We start from the raw sequence: 24,675 nt of genomic DNA, 5'->3' as shown, positions 1-24,675 counted from the left end.
CTAGTCCTGCATCAGCCGATCGCGCACGGCAACAAGACGAGCGACAGCGCGCGAACGCCATGTCGCCCGCCCGGCAAGTTCGCCCAACGACAAAACCTCGCGCCTTTGCGCATCGACCTTGGAGATAAGAGCATCGTTCCAATCAACCGTTTCCCCGCGGGCTTCGCCAATGCGCTTGTAAGCTGGCCCCATTCGCGCGGCATGCGCCTTGATGCCGCCCGGCGTGTTGAGCTCCGCCGTTTCAAACGGACCCGATAGCGCCCATCGTGGGCCAAGGCCCATCCTCATGATGGTCTCGATTCCAGCGACATCCGTCACGCCCTCATCGACCAGCCGGTAAGCCTCGCGCAGGACAGCGCTTTGCAGGCGATTGAGCACAAACCCCTCAATCTCATGGCCGAGTTGGACGGTCTCAAACCCAGCTGACTGGAAAAGTGAGGCAGCCTTCGCTGTTGCCTGTTGGTCAGTGCCGGGCGCGGGCACCAACTCAATAACGCGGAGGATTGCGGGCGGATTAACCGGGTGCGCGACCAGACATCGCTTTTGCTGGGATGGATTCGGCAGGATCTCTGAAATTGTGATCGCCGACGAGGCTGTCGCCAAGACTGTTTCCGACCCACTCCTAGCTAGGAGATCGGCGAAAATCTCTTGCTTCGTTGCAAGGTTTTCTGGCCCGCACTCGATGACAAGATCAGCTTTTGGGAGCGCCGTTTCGAGGTTTCCGAGGGTGTCCACTGGACCGGCACCGCCGCGCAAGAGACCAGCCTCACGCATAGATTCTCTCTGGTCTGCCAACCCTTGAGAGGCTGCTACACGCCGTTCTGCATCGGGGTCGATCAAGCTTACATGCGCGCCGATATCGGAGAAAAAAGCGGCAAACGACACGCCAATCGACCCGGCGCCCAGGATGGTGATCTTCGGAGAATCTAACGATTTGTCTTGCATGAGTTCACATAACGCACAAGTGTGCGGGAGAGGCAATCACGAATTGGGTCATCACTTGATGCCCCTGTGTTGGAGGGTTTTGCCGTGGAAAACAATCATTCCGTTGAGGGGCGCCTGGCTGTGGTGACTGGTGCGGTCAGTGGCCTTGGGCGTGCGATCGCAGAACGGCTAGCGGCCGGTGGTGCCACCATCGTTGCCGTTGATTTGCCCGACAGACTGTCCGACTTGCCTGACGCGTGGCAGGCAGAAGGCGTCGATCTGGCCAACGACACAGCCGATGCCCAACTGAAGGCACTGGCCGCGCGGCTTGGCAAAGTGGACATCCTGGTCGCAAATGCTGGCCTGGTCCCGCCTTGGCGTGGCTTGGACGAACTTGATCTTGCCGAGTGGGATCGCGTCATGCGGGTCAATGTCTGGGGCGTCGCTGCGACTATCGGTGCGTTTGCCGACTCGCTGGAACAGTCCGGCCATGGGTCCATTGTCGCGATGGCCTCCATCAACGGCTACAAGGCCCACCCCAAACAGGTGCTCTACACAGCCTCCAAGCATGCCGTCATCGGAGTGGTGCGCGCGGCTGCTCTTGATCTTGGACCACGCAAGATCCGGGTCAATGGACTGGCGCCGGGGCCAATTGCCACCGAAGCGCTGATGGGACGCGTTGAGACGCGGCATAGGGCTGGCGGGCCGTCGCCCGCCGAAGCCTTAGCAGCATTGGAAAGCGAATCGGCGTTGGGTTGTCTTGCCACAGAACTGGATGTGGCCAACGCAGCCTACTTCCTGGCGTCGGACGCCTCAGCAGGAATGACAGGGGTGATCCTACCCGTGGAAGCGGGCCTCGCTTAGGCGCCTATCCCCTGGCCGCCCACCCGTTGGCGGTCAGGATATCGTGGCTTTCTTTGATTTCACCGTCGGGGTCGGCACCCTCGGCCAGAGCATCGGTGATGATTTCCAACACAGTAACACCGGTGTATCCGATGTCCTTGAGCGCCTGCGCTGCAGGGCCAGGTTCAACAATACCGGTGCCTAGTTTTTCGTGCTTGAAATCGTCATAGCCTGAATCGGAAATGTGAACGTTTTTCACAAGGCCGCCGAGCATACGAATGGCATCGGCAGGGTCTTCCTTGATGAAGGCGCTGTTGCAGACATCGAAGTTCACACCGACTTCCGGCCCGATCAGGGCGGCTGTGTCGGCCATGTCCTTGGCCGTCGGCAAGAACGTGAACGGCACGTTTTCCAACAGGATCTCGACGCCTGTTCCCTTGGAATAGGCCACCAGCTCTTTGACACCTTCAACAAACCAGTCGAGCATCCACTGGTAGGGCGGGTTGATCAGGCTGTTCACCGGTCCTGGGATGGCGACCACATAGGGACACTCCAACTCGGCCGCGAAATCGATCGCCTCTTTGTAGCGATCCAGCGTGTAGCCACGCATCAGACGATCGACGCCATTGGGATTGTTGTCGAGCAGCGGGTAGCAGAAGCTGCTCACATGACCGCCCTCGCCATTAAGCCAAGCCTTGTAGTCGCGCTTGTCGGCGACCGTCAGTTCGCGCGGCCAGCAATGCGGCGGAAAGATCATCAACTCATAAGTGTCATATCCGAGCGTTTTCAGATGCTTGAGCGCATCCAAACCGCCATGTGAATAAAGGAAGGGAAAGGTACTGGCGGCAACACGGAGCGGGGACATAAACGGACCTTTCTGCTTGTCTGCATTTCCGCGCCATGTTCAAATAGCGCACACAAGTTACTATAACGCACGATTGGCATCGATCAATCGCCTTTTCCAACAGGTTCAAAGTCAGCCATGGCCGCTCAGCTTTTCACGCCCCTCCAACTGGGTGGGCTCACAGTGCCCAATCGCGTTGTCGTCTCTCCCATGTGCCAATACGCGGCGATCAACGGTGTGCCGGGACAGTGGCATTTGGCCCATTTGGGCCAGTTCGCGATGTCCGGTCCGGGCACCATTTTCGTTGAAGCTACAGGCGTTGAGCCAGATGGCCGCATCACGCCGGGCTGTACAGGCCTGTACGATGATGCGTGTGAGGAAGCCTTCGCCAGTATTATCACGTTCATGAAGTCGGTCGGCGATATGCGTGTGGGCATTCAACTCAGCCACGCTGGGCGTAAGGGAAGCACGGTGGCGCCCTGGGAAGGGGGCGGCTTGATCGAAGGCGAGGGCGCCTGGGTGACCGACGCTCCTTCGGCGATTCCTTATCTTCCTGGCTGGCCCGAGCCGCGCGCGATGGATGATGGAGCGCTGGAGCGCGTGCGTAACGCCTTCGTTGATTCTGCCAAGCGCGCTGAGCGCGCCGGTTTTGATTTGATCGAGTTGCACGCAGCGCATGGCTATCTGCTGCACCAGTTTCTGTCGCCGATCACCAACCACCGCCAAGATCAGTATGGCGGTTCGCTGGAAAATCGCATGCGCTACCCGCTTGATGTCTTCAAAGCCGTGCGCGAAGCCTTCCCGAAAGAAAAGCCGGTGATCGTGCGGCTATCGGCGATCGATTGGATCGATGGCGGCTGGGATATGGCCGGAACGCTTGCGTTCAGCCAAGCCCTAAGAGAGGCTGGCTGTGACATGATCGACGTCACCTCCGGCGGTCTTGATCAGCGCCAGAAAATCACCACTGGGCCAGGCTACCAAGTCGGATTTGCCGAAACCATCCGTTGCGAGGCCGGAATGCCCGTCATGGCTGTTGGTCAGATCACCGATCCCGTGCAGGCCGAAACGATCATCGCCACCGGTCAGGCTGACCTGGTCGCCCTGGCGCGCGGCATGCTTTGGGACCCGCGTTGGACATGGAAAGCTGCGGTTGCGCTGGGCGCCGAAATAGCGTTGCCAGCGCCCTATGCGCGCTGCAATCCGGCGCTTGCGGCAACCCCCTTTGTCAAACGGAGCGAACGATGAGTGAGCTAGCAGGCAAGACCATTATCGTGACCGGTGCTTCAAAGGGCATCGGCGCTGCCACAGCCAAAGCAATGCTTGATGCCGGTGCGACCGTAATCGCCCATTATGGTGGCGATCGAGCAGGCGTGGAAGCAGCGGCAGAGGGCAGAGCCCACCTGGTTCAAGCCGATTTCAAGGATTTGAAAGCAGTCGATCGTTTCTGGGCCGAAGCGTGGGAGCTAGCTGGGGGACGTGTCGACGTCCTGATCAACAATGCCGGCATCATGCGTCAGAGCGGCGGTATTTCCGATCCCATTGAGGAATGGGATGCGGTCTGGACTGAAGCCATGACCGTCAATGTGCATGCCCCCGCCCGTCTAATGCGCCATGCTGTGCGCAACTGGCTTGAGACAGAAACCAAAGGCTCGGTGATCGGAATCGGCAGTTGGGTAACGACGCGCGGCACCTCAAATCCCGGCGCCATTGCTTATGCCGCGTCGAAGGCGGCGATCTCCGCCGCGACCAAAACGGTTGCGCGTAACTATGCGGCCCAAGGCATCCTTGCCTATGTCATCGCCCCAGGTGTCGTGCGCACACGCATGTCGGTCGAGACTGCCGCCAAAGTTGGTGGTGAAGAGGCGGTAACGGCGACCTTGCCCATGGGCGAGTGGGTGCCGCCGGAAGACATCGCAGAGACGGCAGTCTTTTTGGCCACTGGCCGCGCCCGCCATCTGACGGGCGCCACCATCGACGTGAACGGCGCGGCCTACATTCGTTAAGGCTGCTCTTCGATGCTATTCCGCAGCGACCTGGCGACCTTCGATCCCATCGACAATCCGGTCCAACTCTTCCATCAGCGGCACCATACGAGCCACACGATCGCGGCCTTCCTCACCGAGGCTTTCGAACGTCGTGATCGGCGCACGCACATCGCCGACTGGGTAGCCTGCGGCGGCAGCGAGAGCCTTGGAATAGCATTGGTGGCCATAGAGCGGATGCCCTTCGGTGATGATCATGTCGAACTTCGAAATCACCGTTTGGACGGCTTGCACATCGTCCCAGCGGCCTTGTTCTGCCCACTCAACGAACTTCACAGAGGCACGCGGAATGTAGTTGCCATAGGGATTCACATAGCCCTTGGCCCCCATCTTGTAGCTTTCCAAAACCCGTTGCCCGGCCCAGACATTCATCAGCCCGTCGCTTTCGAGGATGATGTCGTGGATGCGTTCGATGCGCTGGCTTGCCTCTTTGATGTAGCGGATCTGATTGAAGCTCTTGGTGAGCCTTCCCACCAGCTTAGCGCTCATATCAACGTTCGAGGTGAAGGGGTTGTTATAGAGCATGATTGGCAGATCGCAGCCGTCGCAGATCGCCTGGTAATAGTTGAAAATCTCGTCGTCAGTCGGCGTGTAATAGTAAGGCGGAATGATCATCAGCCCGTCGGCGCCAAGGTCTTCGGCCTGTTTGGAATAGCGTACGGCGTTCGGCGTGTAGGCGTTCATTGTGCCGACCCAAACGGTGATGCGGCCGTTGATGTATTTGACCGTGTGTTCGACGAACTGCTCGCGCTCCTCGTCGGTCATGGTGAGAAACTCGCCTGTCGTGCCCAGGATGATGACGCCGGGTACGCCGCACGCCATCTGCCAATCGAGAAACCGCTCCCAAGCAGGGAAGTCGATGGCACGCCCACCTTCCGTGAACGGTGTGACGGTGACGGTGTGACTGCCGGAAAAACTCTTGCTCATGCTGTCCTCATTGGATCGAAGCGGAAAGGAATGCTGCACTGATGGCAGATCGTTTTGATGTTCTGGTGATCGGCGGTGGCATCACGGGATTGATGACCGCCTGGAACTTGGCAGAGGCTGGTGCCTCGGTGGCGCTGGTGGAGGCCGGTGATCTTGGTGCTCAGGCATCTGGCGCCAATGCTGGGTCGCTGCACCTGCAGATTCAGTACCCCGAGTTCGCTCTGTACGGAGAGGATTGGGCTCGTGCGTACGGACCGTGCCTGCGTTTCTTGAAAGAGTCGCTTGGCCTTTGGCAGGCGTTGTCGGAGCGTGTGGGCGAGGATCTGGACGTCAAACTGGGCGGCGGCATTGTCGTCGCGCGAACCGAAGCTCAGATGCAACTGATTGAGCAAAAGGCCGTGATCGAGGCCGAGCATGGTGTCGAGACCACGCTTCTGGATCGTGATCAGTTGCGTGTCGTTGCGCCCTATCTGTCGGACAAAGCGATTGGCGGCGGTTTTTGCGCGTTGGAAGGCAAAGCCAATCCTTTGCGTGCAACGCCGGCTGTGGCGGAGGCGGCTGAAGTCGCGGGCGTATCGATCATGCGCAACACGATGGTCACCGGAATGGCGCAAGAGGCGAGCGGTATTCAGCTCGCCACGTCGCGCGGAACCTTGCAGGCCAGCCGTGTTGTGAACGCCGCGGGCGCGAGAGCCGGTGAAATCGCGGCCATGCTCGGCGTGGACATTGAGATCGACGGGTTTCCCTTGCAGGTCACGGTTACTGAACCGGTGGCGCCGATTATCCCACATTTGGTCTACTCGGCGGCAGGAAAACTGTCGTTGAAACAGGCGTCCAATGGCGGTTGCATCATCGGGGGTGGATGGCCGGCCGCTTTGCGTTCCGATGGCACGCTTGCCACCGACCCATCGAGCTTGACCGGCAATATGGGCATTGCCGCCGATGTGGTGCCGAAACTTGGTCACATGCGCGCCGTGCGCAGTTGGACAGCTTGGGTCAACGGTACGCCAGATTGGCGCCCGATTCTCGGCGAAGTACCCGGCACGCCAGGGTTCTTTTTGGCGCTTTTTCCCTGGGTCGGTTTTAGTGCTGCACCCATGACTGCGCAGGTTGTTGCCGAATTGGTGCTTGGTCAGAGACCCAGTGCTGACCTTAAGGGCATATCCGTTTTGGCCGACTGATGGAGCGGTTCGTGGCACGGCCTAAGCCGCGCCGCGATCAGCTTGTGCGCCACCCATGATCTTACGCTGGTACGCGCGCCAGGTCATCGCCCATTGGCTTGGGTCCTCAAAAACGTCGCCCTTCACTTGCGCAACGGGCTGATTGTGCGGCGCTGATTTCACCATGTCAGGGTCAGTCCGCGCTTCCTCGACGATCTTGGCGACGACATCGATCCAAAGATCGATATCCTCTTTCGACCAAAGCTCGCCGGCTTCGGGCGTGAAGGGTTCGGCGACGATCCAGGGTTCGTGGCTCATCCACCAGGGGTCGATGCCAAAGTCAGCCATACGGTTGGCGAAATCGACGGTGCCGATGCCGGTTTCTTCAGCCAGCGGGCCCAGCGACCAGCGCGTCATCTCCATTCGATGGGCTTTGACATCAGGGTTCGAAATCGCGAGCCCGTCGATTTCGGACAGGCGCTTGTCCATGTAATTGTTGGCAACAACAGAAATGTCCGACGCCAACTGAATGCCCTCGGCACCCATGCCGCGCGCCCAGGCATAGGCTTTCACAACTTGGGGAACATTGCCCCAATATTCGCGCACCTTGCCGGCCGACTTCGGGCGATCCTCATCCAGCCGATAGCGATCACCCTCTTTGACCACGACTGGCGTCGGTAGGTAGGGCGCGAGGTCATCCGAGCAGCCAAAGGCTCCAACGGCGGGGCCACCACCGGCCTTCGGCGCACCAAAGGTCTTGTGGAGCATAAACATGCAGGCGTCGAAGCCGAGTTCCCGCGCGGACAGTTTGCCCATAACGCCATTGAAGTTGGCATGATCGTAGAAGCAGAGTGCCCCAGCCTCTTTGGCAACATGCACCCATTCTTTGATCTCAGGGTTATAAATGCCCATGTCATCAGGGTTGTTGAGCATAATGAGCGCGGTTTTGTCGCTCACAGCGGCCTTCAACGCATCCAGCGATGGGTAACCGTTTTCTTCCAGCGGAAGGTTCACCACCTTGAAGCCAGCAGCGGCTGCGGTTGCTGGGTTGCAGGGATGCGACTGCGCCGATGTCACCATCTCCGTGCGTTGGCCAAGCAAGCCTTTGTCTTTCCAATAGGCGCGGGCGAGGGCCGTCATGGTGTAGGCCGCATCCGCACCGCCTCCAGCCTGAAAGATGAACTGATCCATGCCTGAGAGCGACCGCAAAATGCCGTCAAACTCGTGAATGATGCCCAAAACACCCTGAAGCGTGTCTTCGTGCTGGTAGGGGTGTACGTCTGCTAGTTCGGGCCGCAACGTCGCATATTCCGACGTCTTGGAATTGTACTTCATAGTGCAGGTGCCGAAGAGGCTGACGCCCATCATGCCAAGCGTCATCTGGCTCAAATGCAGATAATGCCGCTGCGCTTCGAACTCTGTGATCTCAGGCAGTTCCGGGCGGTCTTTGCGCGCCATCGCGCCAGGGATTAAATTCTCGCCTACGCTGCTGGCGACCTCAGATTCAGGGGCTGGGAAGACTTGTCCACGACCGCCTGGACGTCCCATTTCCATGACAACCGGCTCGTCCCATTTGGCGGCGTGAAAATTCGGCAAGCGGCTCATGACAGAACCTCCTTCATGGTATCGGCAAGGCGTTGAATGTCGGCGGCAGTGTGCATTTCGGTCACGCAGTAAAGCGCGGACTGACCAACACCTAGCCCTTCGCCTGAAATGTCTTTGCCGCCGAAGATCCCTTTGGCGCGAAGAGCATCGTTGATCTCAGCCACGGTCTTGCCCGTGTCATCGAAGTTGACGACGAACTCTTTGAATTGCGTGTCCGGCCAGATGATCTGAACACCCGGCACCTCACCCAGAAGCTTGGCAGCATAGCGGGCTTGCGAAACAATCAGGCGGCCTACTTCGGCGAAACCTTCCGGCCCAAGCAGGCTCATATAGACCGCCCCAGCAATCGCCCAGAGATAGGTGGAGTTGCCGGTCCAATCATTGCCGTCTTCTCGCATGCCATAGGAATTCTGGTGTGGGCAGGCGAGGCCGAATGCGTGTTGACCAGGTTCCAGTGTTTCGGCGATCGAAACCAAGAAGCCGTTGTAGCTACGCACGTAAGCTTCTTCATCGCGTGAGGCGATGAAGCCGCCCGCGCCGCCGCCGCATTGCATGTGGACGCCCAGCGGTTGCACCGGGCCGGTGACAATGTCAGCGCCATAGTCGCTAGGTGCGGTCATAACGCCAAGGCTGATCGGATCGACGCCAACAATGGTTTCTGCGCCTGCTGCGCGCGCTAGTTTGGCGATCTCGGCCGCTCCGGTTTCGATGGTGCCGAGATAGGCCGGGTTCTCGAAATAGACCGCTGCCACATCGGCCCCGAGCTTGGCTTTCAGATCATTGAGATCAAGGCGTCCCGATGTCGGGTCAGCCGCCACCATGACAACCTCGATGGCGCTTTCCATCTCCTGCGGCTGGCAATAGGTGCGGATGACAGACAGGCGCTCAGGATCGCTGAGTTGCGGAACGAGGACCTTTTTGCGCCCGGTGATCTTGGCCGCCATACGGATCGCGTGGCCGGTCGCGCAGCCCCAGGAATAGACGGGCAACTGCACCACATCTAGGTTCAGTAGCGCGCCGAGCTGAGAGGAGAACTCGAACCAAGTCTGGTTGCGACCATGGTCGGACTGATAGCTACCCCACACATTCGTCGCGAATTCGGTGCGCCCGACGATCTCATCGACGATGGCTGGCACATGATGCTGCCAGACGCCTGCGCCCAAAAAGCTCAGATTGTCTTCGCAACTTTCGTTCTGCTTCAACCGCGTAACCAGGTCGCGTTTAAGCTCCATCTCGCTGGTGAGTGCTGGCGGCAGATCAAGCGGTGTTTTTCGGTAATGATCTTGCGGAATTTGCTCAAAAAGAGCCTCGACCGAGGGCGCGCCGATTTCAGCCAGCATCTCGTCGATGACACCGGGGGCGGAAAGCGCCATCCAAGGGTGGGATCGGGACTGTGTGGGCCTGGGCTCGCTCGACATACAATGCTCCTTGGATCACGGGAAATGGTTGGCAGCCTTGATGGGCGTGCAAATAGTGCACAAAAGTTCACATAACGCACAGATGAAATCAAGCCAACGAAGGCGCGATTTCAACCGGCAGAAAGCCGCATCATCGTTTCTCGACCAGGCGCTGTCCGCACGCGCAGAAAGCCTTCCAGTTCGGCGTCGAGGTTCGGTTCGCCGCTGTCCACCCAGAGGCGGGGTTGGGCAAGCTCCATGAGTTTGTCCTCTGCCGCCAGCACGATCAGACCATCACGACCGGTCTTTGCGAGCAGTTTGGGGCTGATTTGTTGATTGCCCCGACCAATGAGAAAGCCCTGCTTTCCTGTCACGCCAAGCACAATCTTCACGGGACGATCACCGGCAAGACGTTCCAACTCCGCCGCGCTCAGATCTTGCCCGACAACTTCGCCGCCCCGCATGGCATCAATTCCCAGGACCGTCGGCGTGTGACCCATTGCCTTCATCACGGCACCGGCGCTTGTTCCAGGGCCAATGACATAGAGCGTGTCTGGGTCCATCTGATTCGCCAGTTCTGCCGCAGCGCCTGCCAGAGCCGCGCCCCAGTTTTTGCGGAGCCCTCCCTTCGACGCCTGCATGCGACTGCGCACCAGAGGCACGCGGGCATGACCATAAAGCTCCGGCGCAATGTGACCCTGACGCAAGGCCGCTTCGTCGATGTCCATGACCTCCGCCTCCTCGTTCCAGGCAATACGCTCTGGGGCGGTCAAGATGTCGGCCAACAAGGCTCCGGCAGCTTCTGGCGAAACGGCGAAGACGCCCGAGTGCATTTTCACACCGCAAGGGATGCCCAGGATCGCTTGGCCCGAACGGGCGGCGGATGCGACATCCCGGGCCGTGCCGTCCCCGCCGGCAAAAACGATCAGGTCTCGGTCCGACATGCCCTCAACAACAAGTCGCGTATCACGCGCCGTTCGCGTGCTGGTTTCGGTGTCCAGCACATCAAGTGTCAGGTCGAGACCCTCTGTCCAATCCGCGCCAAGTGGCCCGGGAGCAACTTGAAGCTTCGCGCCTGGAACACGGTCAGCAAGGCGAGCAAGCGCCCGCCAAGTGCGCGGCCCGGCCTGTGGCTCGGCGCCCAGTTTCAACGCTTCGGCCACCGTGCCGGGGCCATCGGTGCCCTTCAATCCGACGCGCCCGCCCAAGCCGGCAATCGGGTTTACGATCAATCCAATCTGCATGTTTGCCCGTGCCCATCAACGCATCGCAGTTGCGCCAAAACGTGGCGACAGCGTTCAATATACGCACAGTTGTTCGAAAGGGGAGGGGTCGCCATCGATTGGAATCCGACCGTTTATCCTTTGAACGTACAGAATGCGCGCATAGCGGTTTGCACGTACGGATGCGCCATTGACAGCAAGGTGCGACAATGCGCCATAATCCGCACGAAAGTTCGTAATGCGCACAGAACGCTATGTGGGCTTTCACTTTTGTTGGCTGGTGAGACATCGGGCCAACCCATCGTGGAGGAAGATCAATGCTCAAACGCACATTCGTTGCGGCCCTATCCGGCCTTGCCATTTTGAGCGCGCCGTTGGCAGTCGCCGAAGCGCGCACCCTGGATGAAATCTTGTCGGAAGGCGTGCTGCGCGTCGGCATCAATCCAAATTTCCCGAACATGAGCACGCGCAATGACGCGGGCGATTGGGAAGGCTTTGACATCGACGTTGCCAATGCTTTGGCCGAAGGGCTTGGCGTTGAAGTCGAGTGGGTTCCAACCGAGACACCGCAGCGCGTGCCGTTCCTGGTTTCCGATCGCATCGATGTGTCGCTTGGCGCCCTGACACGCAATGCCGAACGGGCGATGCTGATCGATTATACGGTGCCGTTGCACACCGAAGTGCTGGCTGTGCTCGCCACGTCCGAGATCGACGGCAACAGCTGGCAGGAATTCAACCAGGAAGGCGTGACGCTCGCCAATATGCGCGGCAACTGGACTGTGGGTTGGATTGAAGAGAACATGCCCAATGTCGAGCTGGAGCTTGTCGACACCTTGGCCGACACGGTTCGTTTGGTAGCGCAGGGACGCGCTGATGCCATTGTCGAAAACATCGACTTCTTCATGGCCTTTACTGAAAACTATCCCGATGTCGATTGGCGCGTGGTCGAAAACCCGATCTTCGTGGCTTACTGCGCAATCGGCGTTGCACAGGGCAACGATAATCTGACCGAAGTGCTGAACATCCTGCTCTACGGTCTGCATTCCTCGGGCTTCGTCAACGAACGGTGGGAAGCGCACTACGGCTCGCCGATGCTGCGTGATATCACGCCCAATCCCTACTTCTAATCCGTCTTCCCGACGCTGCCCCCGGTCTTGCCATTCGTCTTGCTGATTTCAGCGTCAGCGGCAGGGCCGGGTGCAGTGCCGGGTAGAATATAGGGTCGCCGGTTCGCCATGAACTACACGTTCCAATACGGCGTCGTTTGGGGCCAGTTTGATGCGCTCATGGCGGGCGCTTGGCTGACCTTCCAACTCGGCGTTGTGGCTTTCGGTGGCGGCGCCGTCATCGGGTTGGTCGGAGCGGCAATTAACACCTTTGGCGCCAAGCCTTTGCGGCTTCTGGTCGATGGCTATGTCGTTTTCATCACCAACACGCCGGCGCTGATCCAAATCTACTTTCTCTATTTTGGGCTGCCAGAAGTGGGCATCCGCTGGTCAAACGAAGCTTGCGTGCTGATCGGCTTGATCCTCAATGCCGGGGCCTACCTGACGATGATCCTGCGAGCCGGGTTTTTGTCCGTACGACGAACCGAATTGGAAGCGGGCCAGACGCTCGGCTTCTCGCTGGTCCAGCAAATCCGCTACATCATCGTCCCACACATCGCCAAGTCGGTGTATCCAGCGCTCGCCAACTTTTTCATCGTTGTCCTGGTGATGGGCACCTCCATCGGCGCGCTGATCGGCGTCGACGAGCTGACCGGTCAGGCGATCAACCTATCGACCGTCAACTATCGCTGGCTGGAATATTTCTCGATCGTCGCCGTCATGTACGTCGTGCTGACGTTCATCGCGTCCATCGGGCTTGCATTGCTGGGTCGTTGGGCATTCCGCGTCAAGGCGAGGATTTTTTGAGGATGGATCGCCGCTGATGGAACGGATCATCGAACAGATCCCGCGCTTTTTTACGCTCGACAATATGGTGCTTCTCGCCCAATCGGCCGGTTTGACGCTGGCCATGACGGCCATGGGGTGTCTGATCGGATTTGGGCTGGCTTTTGTCCTGGTCTATCTGCGCCAGACCCCGGGACTGTGGGCGCTGCCCTTGCGCGCGATTTGCATCGCCTATGTGGAGATTTTCCGCCGCATTCCCTTTATCGTGGTGATCTATCTGGTGCTCTTCTTCATCCAGACGATCACGACCGATGCCTCCTTGTTCACCATCGCTGTCATCGCAATCTGCATCTACGCGGTAGCCTACACTGCCGACATCATTCGCGGCGGCATTGAATCGGTGGCGCAAACACAGGTCGAAGCGGCAACGGCAATGAATTTTGGGAGGCTGCGCACGCTCTTAACCGTCGTGCTTCCGCAGGCATGGCCGGTCATCATCCCACCAGCAATCGCCTTTGCCGTCTCGTTCATCAAAGACACTGCGCTCGTCAGCCAGATCGGGGTTTTTGAGCTCACTTTTCGCGGCAAGGAGCTGAACAATCAGGGCTTCTCGGCCCTGTTGGTGTTTGGAACCATCGCCTTTTGCTATTTCCTTATGTCCTTCCCGCTCAGCATGCTGGGCCAGTATCTGGAGAAACGCCTTGCCACACGTCGCGGTCAACGATCTGCGCGCCCGCTACGGCGCGATTGAGGTTCTCAAGGGCGTTTCCTTCTCCATGGAAAAGGGGGAGGTGATCGGCCTTGTCGGTCCATCTGGGTCAGGCAAATCGACGGTGCTGCGCACGCTTGTTGGGCTGACACCGGTCACGTCCGGCAGCGTCACGATCCACGACAAGACCATCAACTACAAAAGTGCGGCCTCCGTGCGCGAAGCACGCGATCAGATGGCTATAGTCTTCCAGCAGTACAATCTGTTTCAGAACATGAGCGTCCTGCAAAACGTGACGGTCGCACCGGCCAAGATCAAAAAGCGACCGATTGCCGAGGTGCGGCTGGAAGCAGAAAAACTGCTCGCCATGGTGGGTCTCGCTGACAAGCTCGCGGCCTTTCCCGATCAACTATCGGGCGGTCAACAACAGCGCGTTGCGATTGCACGTGCGTTGGCGTTGAAGCCCCAAATTCTCCTGCTCGACGAAGTAACCTCGGCACTCGATCCCGAGCTGGTCAACGAAGTGCTCGACACCATTCGCCGTCTCGCCGCCGAAGGCATCACGATGATCCTGGTTAGCCACGAGATGGCCTTCATTCGTGAGGTCGCTGATAAGGTGATCTTCATGGACGAGGGTGAGGTGGTCGAAGAAGGGCCGCCAGCGATCCTGTTCGATGCACCGAAGGCTGAGCGTGCTCGCGATTTCTTTGGAAAAATCTTGCGGCACTAGGGCTGCTGAACTGTGGATTGGTGCTGAAGCCGCCGACTGGCGTTACAGCGCCATCTTCCGCGTGAAAAACTCATCGCGGACATCCTGGATAACCTCCGAACGTACTGCGGAGTCAGCGCTACACAGCCACGCCATCACTGAGGCAGGCACCACCGGGTCCACCAGATCTCTTTGGGCGATTTTGGAGATCGGGTTAAGTCCCGCCTGGCGGATGGCGCCCTGCATGTCAGTGTCGGTTGGTGGAATGCCAATGAAGGTGTGGCGTACGCCGGTGCCCTCTAACTCCATCGCAAACATTTGGGTCAGCATCCGCATCGCGGCTTTCGATGCGCAATAGGCGGTCCAGCCTTCCATCGGCGTGGTGGCAGCCCCGGTGCCGGCGTTGACCACGGCGCCCTGCGAGGCTTTGAGGAGCGGCAGAGCGGCAACCGTCATGCGGTGAACGCCAAGCACATTGACCTCAAAAGCGGTGCGCAGTGTATCGGTCGGGAGGTCGGCTGCGTGGCCAATCGGGTCGATAACGCCGGCATTGTTGACCAACACGTCGAGTTTGTCGCCCACCGTCGCAATCGCGGCATCGACCTGCGCCTGGATAGTGACATCGAGGCTGATGGTTTCTGCCCCATCGAGCAATTTGGTATCGGCTACTTTTCCATAGACGCCCGCAATGACATGCGCGCCTTTGTCCACCAAAAGCCTCGCCAGCGTGGCACCAATGCCCCGGTCGGCGCCGGTCAGAAGAATGGTCCGGCCGGAAAGATCGGGGACCGTGATCGGCTTGAGATCGCTGAGATTGACCATAAGGGCTTGACCTCGTTTTCGTCTGGTTATTTAATTGGTCTGTCCAATTTGATGGATACAGTGCCATCTGCCCGGTGTCAAAGCGTTCAACGCTCAGCACTAAGAGGCCAAGCAAAAAGCGCTGATCCCGGGGGAGGCCTTAACGTATGCGCATTCGCGCCATTGAACCCTTGCCAATCGCCTATCCCGACCCGAATGATTTCGGCACGATCCGGCGCACCGTGCTTGTTAAAGTCACCACGGAGGAGGGCGCGTCTGGCTGGGGCGAGTGCATCGCTATGTGGCCGGAGGCGTGCAAGTCAGTGGCCACCATCATTACCGACGGGCTGGAACCCATCCTGAAAGGCGACGATGGGACTGATACCGCGGCGGCGTGGGAGAAGATGCGGCGCCATGTCTGGTGGTATGGTGAGGGCGGCATCGCCTCCATGGCCATTTCGGGCGTCGACATGGCGCTCTGGGACATTGCTGGCAAAGCAGCAGGCAAACCGCTCTACGAACTGGTCGGCGGTCTTAAGCATGAGCGCTTGGTCGCCAACGCCTCCAGCCATGTGAACAAAAAGGGTGAGGCGGCTTGCGTCGCCGAGGTCGTCGGCTTCTTCGAGGCGGGTTTCCGCTCCACCAAGCTTGGGTTTGCCAAGAAAGGCGAAAGCAACATTGGCGGCGATCCTGATACCGATGTGCGCTTCATCCGCGCGCTTCGCGAAGCCCTTGGCGATGAGGCGGAGATTCTCGTGGACATCGGAAACGGCGTGCGATGGGACGTCGATACCGCCATCTCGGTCTGCAATCGCATGGGCGAGTATCGCATCGGCTGGTACGAGGAACCGCTCTACCCAACCGATGATGCGGGCTACAAAAAACTTGCCGCCAACACCTCCGTGCGCATCGCCTCGGGCGAGCGCGAGTTCACAGAAGCCGGCTATCGTCGCCAGATGGAAATGGGCGCGGTGGATGTTTATGGCGTCGATCCTGCGCGGGTCGAGGGCATCACGGGTTTTCAACGCGTCGATGCGCTGTGCACAGCTTTCGGCAAGACGATCAACGCCCATGCCTGGTCAACGGCCATCACAACGGCGGCGAGCCTGCATCTGTCGCTCGCCTCACCGAATGCCGAAATCTTTGAATACAAACCGTTCCCCGTCGTGGTTCAGGACGACCTGGTCGCAGAGAAACTCTGGCACAAGGATGGCTGGGCCTACCCCATCACTGGGCCTGGCCTCGGGATTGAGGTTCAGGAAGACGTCGTTCAGCGTTTGGCGGCGGCAGCATGAGTGATCGGCCGACTCGCTTTGGCATGACCCCACCGACTGTGGAGGACATTCTCGCGCCCGGCTTTTCCACGCCATGGGATGCACCAATGGTGCCGCCCTTTCCGTTTAAGTTCCGCGACTGCCGGATCATGACGCTCTACTGGCGCACTGACCCGGACGCCATTGATTTCCTTCTCCCTCCGCCTTTGAAGCGCACCGGTGATATCGCCTGCGCGCACATCTATCAGATGAACGATCCCGACTGGATCGGCCCCTATGGCGAGATGAACGTCATGGTTGGCGCCGAACTGCCGGGGAAAGCAAACGGCGGTTACTCGCCCTATCTGGCACTGTCATCAGATAGTGGGGTGGTTCATGGCCGCGAGATCCATGGTCAGCCCAAAAAGCATGGGCACCCGCAGATCGAGGCACGTGGTGACCTTCTGGTCGGGACCGTGGAGCGCAACGGCATCGACGTTCTGACCGGCACGATGGCCTACAAGCAAAGCGCGGTAGATGCGTCGGCGATCAAGCCGCATTTCGACTTCGGCACAAACATCAACCTGAAGGCCATTGACCATATCGATGGCCGGCCCGCGATCCGCCAACTGACCTCGCGCGCGCTGACCGATGTGGTGATCCACGAAGCTTGGGCCGGCCCGTGCACGGTGGAGCTGCGCCCCAACGCGCAGCTTCCTCTGTTCCGTTTGCCTGTTTTGGAGCCGCTGGAGGGGTTCTACTGGCGCGCCGATTTCACTCTCGTTCAGGGCACCATTCTGCATGACTATTTGGAGACGACGTCATGAGTGCGCGCGTAGTCGTCACCGATACGATTTTTCCCAATCTGGCGCAGGAGGAAGCGGCTGCCCGCGCTGCCGAAGCAGACTTTGAGGGCTTCCAATGCAAAACCGCGGACGATGTCGCCGCCGCCGTCAAAGACGCTGATGTTGCAGTTGTCCAGTTCGCGCCGTTTACCGAAGCTGCGGCCAAGGCCGTCAAACCCGGCGCCACGGTCATTCGCTACGGCGTTGGCTACGACAACATCGATGTCAAAGCCGCCGATGCGGCTGGACTGAAAGTCGGGTATGTGCCCGACTATTGCACCGATGAAGTGGCCGATCACACCGCCGCGCTGGCACTATCCCTTTTGCGCAAACTTCCGACGCTGGATGCCAGCGTTCGCGTTGGCGAATGGGCAGCGGTCAAGCATGCCAAACCGCTCAAGCCTTTTGGCGAGACCGTGTTCGGTTTCTTCGGCATTGGCCAGATCGGTTCGGCGGTCCTTCAGCGCATTCGGGGATTTGGTTTTCGTGTCATCGCTTCTGACCCAGGCTTAACCGCACAAGAAGCGCACGCCTTGGGCATCACGCTCGTGGATGCAGACACGCTTCTTGCTACAGCTGACATCATCACCTGCCATGCACCGGCAACCGAAGGCACGATTGGATTTTTCAATGCAGCCAACCTTGCCAAGATGCAAAAACATGCCCTGCTGGTGAACACCGCGCGCGGCCAGTTGATCAATGAGAATGATCTGGCTGAAGCTCTTCGCAACGGCACCATTGCCGGTGCCGCGCTTGACGTCTTTGAGGCCGAACCGCTGCCGGATTCGTCGCCGCTGCGTGATGCGCCCGGCCTCATTCTGACGCCGCACGCGGCCTGGTACTCGGAAGTCGCGATCGACCGACTGCAAGGGCTGGTCGCCGAGGACATTACACTTGCCTTGAAAGGGGAGGGGCCGCGCAAACCGGTTCCAGGATGACAAAGCTATGCCCGCGCGAGCCGGGAACCCGCAATCAATGCTGGAATGAAGCTCGCACACCCAAGAACGGTGCGCCACAAGGCGGCCAACAGACCCGAAACGGGAGGAAATGATGAAACACCTTACCACGAGCTGCGCCGCTGCGGCGCTTCTGGCAGCTGGAATGTCGGTCGCGGCAATCCCGGCGTCTGCACAAATGATGCTGGACGGCGGCGAGTCCGTCGACATGGTTCTGCTGCCAAAATTCCTCGGCATCCTGGTCTTCGACCAGGCCCATGAAGGCGCGCAGGAGGCCCATGCCGAACTGGGAAATCCCGGTGAGCTACTCTTCGTCGGTCCAACCCCTGAAAACTCAGTTGCCGGTCAAATCGAAATCATGACGACGTCGGCCACGCAGGGCCAAGGCGCGGTGATGCTTTCCAACAATGCCGGTGACCAGATCGTACCTTCCGCGCAGGCTGCGCAAGAAGCTGGGACGCGCGTTGTGACCTGGGATAGCCCGATCCCGTCCGGTGACGGCGAAGATGTGTTCGTTGCCCAGGTCGATTTTGGCTCCATTGGCGTTGTTATGGCCGATATGGCACACTCCATTCTCGGTGGCTCAGGCCAGATGGCGGTACTCTCGGCGACACCAGATGCAGCCAACCAAAATGCCTGGATCGCGGCGATGGAGGAAGCGCTTCAGGACGACAAGTATGCCGACATTGAATTGGTCGATGTTGTCTATGGTGATGACCAAGCTGAAGTTAGCTACAACCGCGCGCTGGCCCTGGTCGATCAGTACCCCGACCTTGGCCTCATCATGTCGCCAACGACGGTTGGCATTCAGGCTTCAGCCAAGGCCATGCAGGATGAGGGCCTTTGCGATCAAGTGCGCGTCTCCGGCCTCGGACTACCATCGGAGATGGTGTCCTACACGATGAATGGCTGTGCGCCGGAATTCGCCCTGTGGGATTTCCGCGACCTCGGCTACCTCACCTATTACACTGCCTATGGTCTCGCCACAGGCCAGCTGTCCGGCGACATCGGCGAAAGCTTCACCGCCGGGCGCATGGGTGACTACACGATCGAAGAAGATCCAGGTCGCCCCGGCTCCAAGCGCATCCTGATGGGACCATTCACCGTCTACACGGCTGACAATGTCGAGGCTGCTGCGCAGTAACAGTAGCCTTTGTCTGCCGAACCTCCGGCGCGGTCCCTCCCGCCGCGCCGGAACCTTTTGGAACGCCGCTAGGGTCCGATGACCGAACCTGTTCTTTCCCTTGATCATGTGTCCAAGCGCTTTGGCTCCACCCTGGCCTTGAGCGATATGTCGCTCGCGCTTTTTCCAGGCGAGGTTCATGCCATTGTTGGCGAAAATGGTGCCGGCAAATCGACCATGATCAAGACCATGACCGGCATCCATCAACCGAGCGATGGGTCGGTGTCCGTTGATGGCGCCACCCGCACGATTTCAAGCTCCCAGACCGCGCGAGAACTTGGCATTGCGGCAATTTACCAGGAGCCGATGGTCTTTCCCGACTTAGATGTCGCCGAGAACATTTTTATCAGCCAGGTCGGCGGTGGTTGGCTACAGAATAAGGCCAAGCAGCGTAAGGACGCCAGGGCTTTGATCGAGCGCATTGGCATGGATCTGGACGTTGATCGTGCTGCCAGTGGGCTAACCTTGGCCGAACAGCAAGCGGTGGAAATTGCCCGCGCCTTATCACAGGACGTGCGCATCCTCATCATGGATGAACCGACCGCCTCGCTGTCCGCCCATGAGGCTGAGCAATTGCGCCGTATCGCGCGCCAGCTCGCCGCCGATGGCGTGGCTGTCGTCTACATTTCCCATCGGCTGGAAGAGATATTTGAGGTGGCCGACCGCGTCACCGTCATCCGCGATGGCGAGCACATCTCCACCCGCCTGATCGGCGAAACAGATACCGATACGATGATCGCCGAAATGGTGGGCCGCGAAGTGGGCAACTATTTTGCCAAGGGCGAGAACCATGCACGCGAGGAGGTTATTCTCGCCGTCAACGACCTGTCACTGGACGGCGTTTTTGAAGGCATACACTTCGATCTGAAGCGTGGTGAAGTCCTGGCAATGGCCGGCTTGATTGGCGCGCGCCGCACCGACGTTGCGCTCGCGCTCTTCGGTATCCAGCCAGCCACATCCGGTACGGTTGCCTACAAGGGTGAGACGCTCCACATCACCTCGCCGAAACAGGCGATGGATGCCGGGATCGCCTACGTTTCGGAGGACCGTCGCAAGCTGGGTCTTGCCATGCCGATGGCCATTCGCGCTAATATCTCATTGGCGACCCTCGGCGATTTTTTGTCCAAGATTGGCCTGATCAACCGAACCAAAGAGGCCGAAACAGCGCATCATTTTCGCGAGCGGCTTAACATCCGAACGCCCGACATCGAAACCGAAGTTGGCATGCTGTCCGGTGGCAACCAGCAAAAGGTGATGCTCGCCAAATGGCTCAACATGGGGCCAGATCTTCTCATCTTTGATGAGCCGACACGCGGCATTGACGTTGGCGCCAAGGCTGAAGTGCACGAGCTCATCCGCAACTTCGTCAAGGAGGGCGGAGCGGCGATCGTCATCTCGTCCGACTTGCCGGAAGTCCTTGCGATGGGCGACCGCGTTTTGGTGATGCGCGAGGGCGAGCAGATGGCCATCCTCGACCATGCCGAAGCCAACCAGGAACGGATCATGGCGCTCGCAACGGGGCAAAGCGAAACGGAGAAGGCCGCATGATGCGCGCGCTCTCCAACCTCAATCCACAGACACTGCGCATCATCGCACTCCTCGTCGTGCTGGCCCTGGTAATCTTGTTCTTTTCGACGCAAATCTCGAACTATCTGAACGGTCGGCTGTTCAACCGGATTTCGTCCTCCGTGGCCATCATGGCGCTGATCGCGACCGCGCAAACATTAGTGATCCTAACGCGCAACATCGACCTCTCGGTTGGCTCGGTCGTCGGCTTCACAGCGTTCGCAACAGGCAGCCTTATCGCAGCGGTCCCAGAGCTTCACCCGCTGCTTTTGGTCAGCTACGCCATGGTGATCGGCGCATGCTTCGGTGCCTTCAACGGCTTCTTCGTCGCGTATGCGCGCGTGCCGGCGATCATCGTTACGCTTGCGACCTTGGCGCTGTTTCGATCCCTGCTGGTGGAGTTCGCCGACGGCCGCAGCATTACGTCGTCCCAACTGCCGCAATGGTTGACCAGCTTCCCCAACACGCGGCTCTTTGAGATTGGCGATTTCCAGTTTCGCGCTTCTTTCGTCGTCGCCGTCGTCATCGTGATGGCAGTGCACATCGCGCTCCAGCGCCTGCGGGTCGCGCGAAAACTCTATGCCATCGGCTCCAATCCGGAGGCTGCTGAGATGGCCGGCATCAATCAAAAAGCGACCGTCTTCGTCGCTTTTGTCTGCGCGGGCGCTCTCGCAGGGCTGGCCGGGTTCATGTTCCTTGCCCGGTTCGGCAATATCACCGTGGTCGCGGGCCTAGGGTTTGAACTGAAGTCGGTTGCCGCTGCCGTTGTTGGTGGCGTCAACATTTTCGGCGGATCGGGAACTGTCTTCGGTGCGTTGATCGGCGCGGTGCTCGTGGATTTGATCGAGACCAGTCTGGTGCGCTGGCAGTTGGTGTCCGAGTTCTGGCGTGAGGCTGTGCTCGGCGCTCTGATACTGACCGCGGTTGCGCTTGATGCGGTTGTTATGCGCCGACTCGTGGCGCTGCGCGCCGCTAAACACCACGAAAAACGCGAGAAAGAGGTGGCGCATGGCTGAGCGTTCTGTCCTCGCCGCCATGTGGGCGCGCGTTCAAACTTGGGAAGGGTTTCTGGTCTGCGCGCTGATCTTCATCGTGCTGATGAACACCGCCCTATCGCCGCAGTTCATGACGCTGGGCAACCAGATCAATCTGTTCCAGCTCTCGATCGAGAAGATCATCGTCGCACTGGTGATGACCTTCGTCATCATCAATGCCGAGATCGATCTGTCTGTCGGATCGATGATGGGGCTGGCCGCCTGCGCGTTCGGTTTTCTGTTTCAAGCCGGCATTGACCCTGTGATCGCGATCGGACTGGTCTTGATCCTCGGGGCAGCGGGCGGTGCGCTCAACGGCTTCTTTATTACATCCATCGGTTTGCCGTCGCTTGTGGTCACCTTGGCCACCTTGATCGGGTTTCGCGGCCTTGCACGCGTCCTGGTCGAAGATCGTGGCATCACCGACTTTCCTGAATGGTTTGATGCGCTGGGTCAGCAAGGGCTGGTTGGTCCGATACCTTTTGCCCTGATCGCGTTCTTTGTCCTTTTTGCAATGCTTTACGTGCTGCTGCAGCGAACAGGATTTGGCCGGAAGACCTATGTCATCGGCACCAACCGAGACGTCGCGGCGTTCGCTGGAATCGATACCAACCAGCACAAGATGATCCTGTTCATCATGTCGGGTCTGGTTTCTGCCTTTGCTGGTTTGCTCTACGCGGCTCGCGTCGGTGCTGTGCGCGGCGATGTGGCGCTTGGCTTTGAGCTCGATATCATCACCATGGTGCTCCTGGGCGGCGTGAGTATATTTGGCGGATCGGGAACACTCTTGGGCACGCTGCTGGCGATTCTGATCGTGCTCAATCTGCGCAACGGCATGGCGCTTTTGAACATCACCGGGCACATCCAAACCGGCGTCATCGGCATCTTGCTTATTGCTTCGGTCTTGCTACCGCGGCTGAAGCTGCCTGCACTCACCAGTCGCCAAACAAAAGGGGAGGCGGGCCCGTGAACACGCCTGCTCAAAAACTGGAGTTCGATACGCCGTTGGAACGCATGCCCGTCGGCGAAATGGTCGCGCGGCGCATTCTGGACATGGTGAAGGCTGGAACGCTGAAGCCGGGGGATCAACTGCCCACCGAGCGGGACTTGGCGCAAAGCCTCAATGTTTCCCGCCCATCGGTGCGTGAAGCCATTCGAGGATTGGCCATTCTCGGTGTTGTGCGCACGGTCCAAGGTGGCGGCGCCTACATTTCCGATCTCGACGCAGAAGCGCTGCTCGGCCCGATCCAGTTTTTCTTGTCACTGCAAGACCTCAACGTCACCGAGCTCTATGATGCGCGCTCGCTGATCGAAAGCGATGTGGCGCGGCGTGCGGCAGTCAATATCGATGGACCCAGTCTCGCGCGTCTTGAAGCGATCCTGACGGCGCAGGCCGACTGCCTCGACAACCCCGATGCCTTTCGCGCCTCGGATTATGCCTTTCATGAACTTATCTGGATCGGTTCGGGCAACGCCTTTTTGAAACGGATCGGAGAAAGCCTGAACGTCATCGGATTGGAGTTCCGCAAACGTGCATCCGAAAGCCATGCCGTTCTGCGTCAAAGCTATGCTGATCACAAAGTGCTTTTCGCCGCGCTGAAAGCCCGTGACGCCGAGGCGGCTGCAAAAGCCGCCGAGAGCCACATGCAGAACGTCTATCGCGTGACAATCGAGCAGCCGGACATGAAAAAGGGGGAAAAGACATGACCGCGCGTATCGGATTGGTCGGCGCGGGTTGGTGGGCGACCTTCAATCACATCCCGACCGTACAAAAGTCTCCTGTCGCTGATCTTATCGCCATTTGCGATCTCGACGCCGACCGTATCGACCAGGTCGGTGAAACCTTCGACATTGCCTCCCGGTACACTGATTTGGCAGCGATGCTTCGCCAAGAGAACTTGGACGGGCTGATCGTCTCGACGCCACATGTGGCGCATCGCGAGCCGGCGGTCATGGGGCTCGAAGCCGGCTGTCATGTGCTGGTTGAAAAGCCGATGGCCACGACGGCCGATGATGGCTGGGCTATTGCGCAAGCCGCGCGTAGGGCAGGTAAAGAAGTCCTTGTCCCAACCGGCATGAACTTTGAGTGGTTTTCGATAAAGGCGTCGCAGTGGGTGCGCGATGGCCGCATTGGCGAGGTCCGTCATGCGGCTTGCCAGATGGGGTCGGCCCTGTCCGATCTGTTCGCTGGTGAGCCCATGCTCGAAACGACAGACCACATGTACCGCCCACCGGCCTCCACATGGGCCGATCCGCAGCGCGCCGGCGGCTATGGCTGGGGCCAGCTATCCCACGCGCTTGCCTGGCTCTTCTACGTTTCTGATCTCAAAGCAGCGAACGCTTATTGCATGGTCGGACGCTCACCAACCGGCGTCGATTTCTATGATGCAGCCTGCGCCCGAGCCACCAATGGCGCCACCATTGCGCTTTCGGGATCGTCCACCGTGCCCAAGCATGTCGGCATGTACATGGACATCAAGATCTTTGGCAGCGAGGGCATGATTGACTTCAACAACGCCGAAGCCCGCCTTGCCCTTTATCGCGACGACGAAGCCGATGAGGTCGTGGCGATGAGCGCAGAGGACGGTGAATATGACGGTGCTCTTCCGGTAGAGATTTTCGCCAAGCTTTGTGCAGGTGAGACGGTCGAAAATGCCTCTAACGGCGAAAACGGCGCGCGTGTCACCGAGCTGCTGCATGCGCTTTACCGCTCGGCTGAAACCGACAGCCTGATCACGATTGGGAGCTAATCCGATGCCGGC

The 24,675-nt window shown here is 59.2% G+C and carries 24 protein-coding genes; 17 read left to right on the top strand and 7 right to left on the bottom strand.

What is annotated here, in order from left to right; genetic code table 11:
- Positions 1–945: an NAD-binding protein gene (locus JJ917_08370; GenBank protein MBO6698829.1), complete on the bottom strand. Its 945-nt coding sequence runs from the start codon at positions 943–945 to the stop codon at positions 1–3.
- Positions 946–1,029: 84 nt separating this feature from the next.
- Here JJ917_08370 and JJ917_08365 point away from each other — a divergent pair, with 84 nt between their 5' ends.
- Positions 1,030–1,788, top strand: a complete 759-nt coding sequence (locus tag JJ917_08365; protein MBO6698828.1) for an SDR family oxidoreductase — start codon at positions 1,030–1,032, stop codon at positions 1,786–1,788.
- Positions 1,789–1,792: 4 nt separating this feature from the next.
- Here JJ917_08365 and JJ917_08360 read toward each other — a convergent pair whose 3' ends face one another.
- Positions 1,793–2,632 carry a sugar phosphate isomerase/epimerase gene (locus JJ917_08360; GenBank protein MBO6698827.1) on the bottom strand — a complete coding sequence of 280 codons (840 nt, stop codon included), beginning with the start codon at positions 2,630–2,632 and terminating at the stop codon, positions 1,793–1,795.
- A gap of 117 nt (positions 2,633–2,749) precedes the next feature.
- On the opposite strand from JJ917_08360, the gene JJ917_08355 reads away from it, so the two are divergent.
- Both JJ917_08355 and JJ917_08350 read left to right on the top strand, forming a co-directional pair.
- Positions 2,750–3,856: an NADH:flavin oxidoreductase/NADH oxidase gene (locus JJ917_08355; GenBank protein ID MBO6698826.1), complete on the top strand. Its 1,107-nt coding sequence runs from the start codon at positions 2,750–2,752 to the stop codon at positions 3,854–3,856.
- Positions 3,853–4,614: an SDR family oxidoreductase gene (locus JJ917_08350; protein ID MBO6698825.1), complete on the top strand. Its 762-nt coding sequence runs from the start codon at positions 3,853–3,855 to the stop codon at positions 4,612–4,614. The genes JJ917_08355 and JJ917_08350 overlap by 4 nt, the downstream gene beginning before the upstream one ends.
- A gap of 15 nt (positions 4,615–4,629) precedes the next feature.
- On the opposite strand, the gene JJ917_08345 is transcribed toward JJ917_08350, so the two are convergent.
- Entirely contained in the window at positions 4,630–5,580 is a 951-nt protein-coding gene (locus JJ917_08345) for a dihydrodipicolinate synthase family protein (GenBank protein ID MBO6698824.1), read from the bottom strand.
- Positions 5,581–5,621: 41 nt separating this feature from the next.
- Here JJ917_08345 and JJ917_08340 point away from each other — a divergent pair, with 41 nt between their 5' ends.
- Entirely contained in the window at positions 5,622–6,761 is a 1,140-nt protein-coding gene (locus JJ917_08340; GenBank protein ID MBO6698823.1) for an FAD-binding oxidoreductase, read from the top strand.
- 21 nt (positions 6,762–6,782) lie between these two features.
- On the opposite strand, the gene gcvPB is transcribed toward JJ917_08340, so the two are convergent.
- From gcvPB to JJ917_08325, 3 genes are all read right to left on the bottom strand, one after another.
- On the bottom strand, positions 6,783–8,345 hold the full coding sequence (gcvPB, locus tag JJ917_08335; protein MBO6698822.1) for an aminomethyl-transferring glycine dehydrogenase subunit GcvPB: 1,563 nt from the start codon (positions 8,343–8,345) through the stop codon (positions 6,783–6,785).
- Positions 8,342–9,763 carry an aminomethyl-transferring glycine dehydrogenase subunit GcvPA gene (gcvPA, locus tag JJ917_08330; protein ID MBO6698821.1) on the bottom strand — a complete coding sequence of 474 codons (1,422 nt, stop codon included), beginning with the start codon at positions 9,761–9,763 and terminating at the stop codon, positions 8,342–8,344. Before gcvPA ends, gcvPB begins: the two co-directional genes overlap by 4 nt.
- 110 nt (positions 9,764–9,873) lie before the next feature.
- A complete protein-coding gene (locus JJ917_08325; GenBank protein ID MBO6698820.1) occupies positions 9,874–10,986 on the bottom strand; it encodes an NAD(+)/NADH kinase in 1,113 nt (370 codons plus the stop codon).
- A gap of 296 nt (positions 10,987–11,282) precedes the next feature.
- On the opposite strand from JJ917_08325, the gene JJ917_08320 reads away from it, so the two are divergent.
- The 4 genes from JJ917_08320 (at position 11,283) to JJ917_08305 (ending at position 14,296) form a co-directional block, all read left to right on the top strand.
- Positions 11,283–12,092: a transporter substrate-binding domain-containing protein gene (locus JJ917_08320; protein MBO6698819.1), complete on the top strand. Its 810-nt coding sequence runs from the start codon at positions 11,283–11,285 to the stop codon at positions 12,090–12,092.
- A gap of 108 nt (positions 12,093–12,200) precedes the next feature.
- A complete protein-coding gene (locus JJ917_08315) occupies positions 12,201–12,878 on the top strand; it encodes an amino acid ABC transporter permease (GenBank protein MBO6698818.1) in 678 nt (225 codons plus the stop codon).
- A 16-nt stretch (positions 12,879–12,894) separates the two neighbouring features.
- On the top strand, positions 12,895–13,608 hold the full coding sequence (locus JJ917_08310; protein ID MBO6698817.1) for an amino acid ABC transporter permease: 714 nt from the start codon (positions 12,895–12,897) through the stop codon (positions 13,606–13,608).
- Positions 13,559–14,296: an amino acid ABC transporter ATP-binding protein gene (locus tag JJ917_08305; GenBank protein MBO6698816.1), complete on the top strand. Its 738-nt coding sequence runs from the start codon at positions 13,559–13,561 to the stop codon at positions 14,294–14,296. Before JJ917_08310 ends, JJ917_08305 begins: the two co-directional genes overlap by 50 nt.
- Before the next feature lie 42 nt (positions 14,297–14,338).
- Here the strand turns inward: JJ917_08305 and JJ917_08300 are convergent, their stop codons facing one another.
- A complete protein-coding gene (locus JJ917_08300) occupies positions 14,339–15,097 on the bottom strand; it encodes an SDR family oxidoreductase (protein ID MBO6698815.1) in 759 nt (252 codons plus the stop codon).
- Positions 15,098–15,243: 146 nt separating this feature from the next.
- Here JJ917_08300 and JJ917_08295 point away from each other — a divergent pair, with 146 nt between their 5' ends.
- The 9 genes from JJ917_08295 (at position 15,244) to JJ917_08255 (ending at position 24,663) form a co-directional block, all read left to right on the top strand.
- A complete protein-coding gene (locus JJ917_08295) occupies positions 15,244–16,371 on the top strand; it encodes a mandelate racemase/muconate lactonizing enzyme family protein (protein MBO6698814.1) in 1,128 nt (375 codons plus the stop codon).
- The gene (locus tag JJ917_08290; protein ID MBO6698813.1) at positions 16,368–17,156 is read left to right on the top strand and encodes an acetoacetate decarboxylase family protein; all 789 of its coding nucleotides are present in this window, start codon (positions 16,368–16,370) and stop codon (positions 17,154–17,156) included. The genes JJ917_08295 and JJ917_08290 overlap by 4 nt, the downstream gene beginning before the upstream one ends.
- On the top strand, positions 17,153–18,112 hold the full coding sequence (locus tag JJ917_08285) for a C-terminal binding protein (protein MBO6698812.1): 960 nt from the start codon (positions 17,153–17,155) through the stop codon (positions 18,110–18,112). Before JJ917_08290 ends, JJ917_08285 begins: the two co-directional genes overlap by 4 nt.
- 112 nt (positions 18,113–18,224) lie before the next feature.
- Positions 18,225–19,274: a rhamnose ABC transporter substrate-binding protein gene (locus JJ917_08280; protein ID MBO6698811.1), complete on the top strand. Its 1,050-nt coding sequence runs from the start codon at positions 18,225–18,227 to the stop codon at positions 19,272–19,274.
- A gap of 78 nt (positions 19,275–19,352) precedes the next feature.
- Positions 19,353–20,861: a sugar ABC transporter ATP-binding protein gene (locus JJ917_08275; protein MBO6698810.1), complete on the top strand. Its 1,509-nt coding sequence runs from the start codon at positions 19,353–19,355 to the stop codon at positions 20,859–20,861.
- On the top strand, positions 20,858–21,895 hold the full coding sequence (locus JJ917_08270; protein ID MBO6698809.1) for an ABC transporter permease: 1,038 nt from the start codon (positions 20,858–20,860) through the stop codon (positions 21,893–21,895). The genes JJ917_08275 and JJ917_08270 overlap by 4 nt, the downstream gene beginning before the upstream one ends.
- Complete coding sequence (locus JJ917_08265) at positions 21,888–22,883, top strand: ABC transporter permease (protein MBO6698808.1); 996 nt, start codon at positions 21,888–21,890, stop codon at positions 22,881–22,883. Before JJ917_08270 ends, JJ917_08265 begins: the two co-directional genes overlap by 8 nt.
- Positions 22,880–23,620, top strand: coding sequence for a FadR family transcriptional regulator (locus JJ917_08260; GenBank protein MBO6698807.1), 741 nt, complete (start codon positions 22,880–22,882; stop codon positions 23,618–23,620). Before JJ917_08265 ends, JJ917_08260 begins: the two co-directional genes overlap by 4 nt.
- A complete protein-coding gene (locus JJ917_08255; protein MBO6698806.1) occupies positions 23,617–24,663 on the top strand; it encodes a Gfo/Idh/MocA family oxidoreductase in 1,047 nt (348 codons plus the stop codon). The genes JJ917_08260 and JJ917_08255 overlap by 4 nt, the downstream gene beginning before the upstream one ends.
- Positions 24,664–24,675 lie beyond the last annotated feature (12 nt).

Source organism: Hyphomicrobiales bacterium (genome assembly GCA_017642935.1).
Taxonomy (GTDB): Bacteria; Pseudomonadota; Alphaproteobacteria; order Rhizobiales; family MH13; genus MH13.
Note: the sequence above shows the minus strand (reverse complement) of the source record. Positions and strands in the feature narration are given on the sequence as shown.

Coding starts and splice junctions, on each gene's coding strand:
- JJ917_08370 (MBO6698829.1), bottom strand. CDS start 945: ATGCAAGACAAATCGTTAGATTCTCCGAAGATCACCATCCTGGGCGCC.
- JJ917_08360 (MBO6698827.1), bottom strand. CDS start 2,632: ATGTCCCCGCTCCGTGTTGCCGCCAGTACCTTTCCCTTCCTTTATTCA.
- JJ917_08355 (MBO6698826.1), top strand. CDS start 2,750: ATGGCCGCTCAGCTTTTCACGCCCCTCCAACTGGGTGGGCTCACAGTG.
- JJ917_08350 (MBO6698825.1), top strand. CDS start 3,853: ATGAGTGAGCTAGCAGGCAAGACCATTATCGTGACCGGTGCTTCAAAG.
- JJ917_08345 (MBO6698824.1), bottom strand. CDS start 5,580: ATGAGCAAGAGTTTTTCCGGCAGTCACACCGTCACCGTCACACCGTTC.
- JJ917_08340 (MBO6698823.1), top strand. CDS start 5,622: ATGGCAGATCGTTTTGATGTTCTGGTGATCGGCGGTGGCATCACGGGA.
- gcvPB (MBO6698822.1), bottom strand. CDS start 8,345: ATGAGCCGCTTGCCGAATTTTCACGCCGCCAAATGGGACGAGCCGGTT.
- gcvPA (MBO6698821.1), bottom strand. CDS start 9,763: ATGTCGAGCGAGCCCAGGCCCACACAGTCCCGATCCCACCCTTGGATG.
- JJ917_08325 (MBO6698820.1), bottom strand. CDS start 10,986: ATGCAGATTGGATTGATCGTAAACCCGATTGCCGGCTTGGGCGGGCGC.
- JJ917_08320 (MBO6698819.1), top strand. CDS start 11,283: ATGCTCAAACGCACATTCGTTGCGGCCCTATCCGGCCTTGCCATTTTG.
- JJ917_08315 (MBO6698818.1), top strand. CDS start 12,201: ATGAACTACACGTTCCAATACGGCGTCGTTTGGGGCCAGTTTGATGCG.
- JJ917_08310 (MBO6698817.1), top strand. CDS start 12,895: ATGGAACGGATCATCGAACAGATCCCGCGCTTTTTTACGCTCGACAAT.
- JJ917_08300 (MBO6698815.1), bottom strand. CDS start 15,097: ATGGTCAATCTCAGCGATCTCAAGCCGATCACGGTCCCCGATCTTTCC.
- JJ917_08295 (MBO6698814.1), top strand. CDS start 15,244: ATGCGCATTCGCGCCATTGAACCCTTGCCAATCGCCTATCCCGACCCG.
- JJ917_08290 (MBO6698813.1), top strand. CDS start 16,368: ATGAGTGATCGGCCGACTCGCTTTGGCATGACCCCACCGACTGTGGAG.
- JJ917_08285 (MBO6698812.1), top strand. CDS start 17,153: ATGAGTGCGCGCGTAGTCGTCACCGATACGATTTTTCCCAATCTGGCG.
- JJ917_08280 (MBO6698811.1), top strand. CDS start 18,225: ATGAAACACCTTACCACGAGCTGCGCCGCTGCGGCGCTTCTGGCAGCT.
- JJ917_08275 (MBO6698810.1), top strand. CDS start 19,353: ATGACCGAACCTGTTCTTTCCCTTGATCATGTGTCCAAGCGCTTTGGC.
- JJ917_08270 (MBO6698809.1), top strand. CDS start 20,858: ATGATGCGCGCGCTCTCCAACCTCAATCCACAGACACTGCGCATCATC.
- JJ917_08265 (MBO6698808.1), top strand. CDS start 21,888: ATGGCTGAGCGTTCTGTCCTCGCCGCCATGTGGGCGCGCGTTCAAACT.
- JJ917_08255 (MBO6698806.1), top strand. CDS start 23,617: ATGACCGCGCGTATCGGATTGGTCGGCGCGGGTTGGTGGGCGACCTTC.